Annotated in this window: 4 protein-coding genes; 2 read left to right on the top strand and 2 right to left on the bottom strand. The window is 44.3% G+C overall.

The genetic code is table 11. From position 1 onward, the window contains the following. On the bottom strand, positions 1–156 hold a 156-nt coding region (locus tag VIM87_RS26635), incomplete at its 3' end, for an NAD-dependent epimerase/dehydratase family protein (protein ID WP_331999928.1). A 357-nt stretch (positions 157–513) separates the two neighbouring features. On the opposite strand from VIM87_RS26635, the gene VIM87_RS26630 reads away from it, so the two are divergent. Beyond that, positions 514–1,677 (top strand): alginate lyase family protein, encoded by a 1,164-nt coding sequence (locus tag VIM87_RS26630; protein ID WP_331999927.1) that lies wholly within the window; start codon positions 514–516, stop codon positions 1,675–1,677. Between the two features lie 89 nt (positions 1,678–1,766). Here VIM87_RS26630 and VIM87_RS26625 read toward each other — a convergent pair whose 3' ends face one another. Further along, entirely contained in the window at positions 1,767–2,483 is a 717-nt protein-coding gene (locus VIM87_RS26625; protein ID WP_331999926.1) for a hypothetical protein, read from the bottom strand. Positions 2,484–2,574: 91 nt separating this feature from the next. Between VIM87_RS26625 and VIM87_RS26620 the strand changes: the two genes are divergently transcribed. Further along, the coding region (locus tag VIM87_RS26620; protein ID WP_331999925.1) for a hypothetical protein at positions 2,575–2,801 on the top strand (227 nt) is incomplete at its 3' end.

Raw genomic sequence — 2,801 nt, 5'->3', positions numbered from 1 at the left:
GCTTTTTACGAAATCACGATCTACAATAGAACCCGTATGCGTGGTAAAAGGAGAGGCCAGTATGTCCAGGCTAATCACTTCATACTGCATATCCCGCAGGGTGCGCACCAGCGCTTCGCCCAGGTGACCGGCGCTTCCGGTAACTAAAACTTTCATAACTACAATATCAGATCAGGTTTAAAAAATAACGCAGCCTGTAAGATAAAAAAAATCGGGATGGACTTTTAACTGCGGGACTATCGCAGGGATTGTACTGTAGTATTTGATTTTCAAATATTCATATAAATGCATAAATATTTGATTTTATCTATCCACAAACGATTGCAATTAAAAAAATTTGTAAATATTGAGTTGGTTTATTAATTTAGCTGTATTACGAGCGCACTGTGTAGCATTCCACGATTTTTAATTGTACTGTTTTAGTAATCACGTCATCGCATAGCCATATCCGTATTAGATCATTCTTTAAACCAAAACCAAATCCTCTAACCACACAAAATCCCTTTTTTTCTTATGATGAAACACATGAATTCCCGCTTGCTGGGCATCGGCCTGCTATTGTCTGTATCTACCCTGTACAGCTGTACCAAACAGGGAGCTGCCAGTAAAGACACGATCGACAAAATGGAGGTAAGTCCTGTGGCGCTGGCTGCTCCGGCTATCACTTCTTTCGTGCATCCCGGCGTATTAAACACACAGGCCAGCCTCGATTACATCGGCGGCCAGGCCAATGGCGGTGATGCTGCCCGTTTAGCGTCTTACCAGAAAGTGCTGGACTACGTTAACAAGTATACCGTACCTACTTCTTTTTACGCCACCGTGGTAGTAGGTTCCAACGGCGCTACATCGCCTTCCAAAAGCCAGATCCGCCGCGATGCGGAATTAGTATATGGATTAGCGTTACGCTGGGCAAAAACCGGTACAGATACCTATGCCAAGCAGGCTATCCAGATCTTAAACGGCTGGTCTTACACATTCCAGAACTACGCCTTATTAAATTCCAGCACCAATGCCCTGCAGCCTGCGCTGGAAGCCTCCTGGACAACGCCCAGCTTTGTAGCTGCGGCAGAGATCATCCGCTATTACAAACCTTTCGGCAAATCCTCCGGCTGGTCTGATGCAGACATTGCGCAATTCTCAAACTACCTGAACAACGTTAAGAATAACTATATCAACAAGTGCCCGGTTTATAACAATAACTGGAACGCTTCTGCCGCCTATGCAAAAATGGCCATCGGCATTTTTCTGAACAGCGTTACGGTATACCAGAATGGTTATAACGACCTGGTGAAATATCTGCCTATTATTGTTAAATCAGATGGTTCTATTCCCGAGCTGTGCGACCGCCAGGATTGTGTGCACTTCCAGTACTCTTTAACGGCTTTTGCCTACGGCGCAGAGCTGGCGCGCATTCAGGGGGATAATAGTATTTACACCTACAATTCAAACCTGATAAGCCTGGGGTATAATTTTATGCGTGCTGCTTATAACCGCAGCACCGGCTGTAACTATTGTACTACATCCAGCCCTGTGTTCCCGGGTACCGAAGTAGCGTACAATTATTACAAAACCAGCAACCTGGAATATTTAAGGAATTTGCAGGACCCGCTGAGCGTACCGAATGATAATACGTTCTTAGGTTTTACCACTTATACGCATTTTAACGTACCGCTGTAACCGTAAGCGGAGATTAATACATAGTGAAAAAATGGGAATGGTTAGGTGGCGCATGCCGCTTAATTGTTCCCATTGTTTTCGTGAGGAGATCAGAGGGGCGGCAGCTTTGTATTTTCATCCGTTGGGTAATGCTGATGTTCCAGGAAATAGCAATATTTCCTCAGGTCTGTTTCTGCGGTGGTTTCAAGGTAATCAATATAAAGTTGCTCCTTGCCGGCATTTGCTTTCTGCATTTCCGGAGTGCTTAACTGCTGTATTATTTCCGGTTTTTGCCGCCACCATTCTTTACATTTTTCGTAAGTCCAGTACTGGTTACCGTTGCAGGAGTAGCCGACAAATACTTCCATCGCTGCTGCGTCCATTACACATATAAGCTCCGCAAAATTACGGGGCTGCCGGAATACATATTCGCAGGCATTAGCATCAAACAGCACATTGAACGGGGCTTCCGCATAGCCTGTTCCGCGGGTATCAGTTTGTCCTGTATAAAAAGGCCCCGGAAAGTTAAACAGGTTTTTATCATGCCAGTGATCGTTATCCAGGAAGGCATGAATTTTTTTATTCGGGTATAACAGGTCTATGATCTCCGTTCTTAAAATGTTTGCTATCTGGGTTTGATAAAAGAAAGCGTTAAAGTCATTCCCATAACGGGGTATGAATTGTTGGCTGGTTGCTGCAGTCTCTTTCAGGTGAAGGGCAATATAGGTATCCAGGTCATATATGGGCTTTCCCCTTGTTATTGTTGTTATCGGAGCAACCGGGCTTTGTTTGCGGAAAAGAGACCTTATTTTCTCCAGCAGATTCATATAAAGGAGCTTGAATTTTGAAAGTACAAAATAAACCCACAATACAGGTCCAGTTTTTGCTAACTTTCCCTCCAAAATCCTACGCACCAGCATGAAGCATATCCTTACATTTTTTATCATCATTATCCTGGCCGCCGGCTGTAACACATCTTCCAATACCAATGATCAATCAGATACTACTCATACCACTCCTGCACCGGTAACAAAAGAAAAAACATCCGCCTTCACCGGCCCTATGACCGGTGAAAGAATAAACGGCCCTGCCAATATCCGCAGCAGCGCCAATGGAGCAGTGATCTTTTCTTTAAACGATTACAC

It is taken from the genome of Chitinophaga sp. (genome assembly GCF_036569125.1).
GTDB lineage: Bacteria > Bacteroidota > Bacteroidia > Chitinophagales > Chitinophagaceae > Chitinophaga.
Note: the sequence above shows the minus strand (reverse complement) of the source record. Positions and strands in the feature narration are given on the sequence as shown.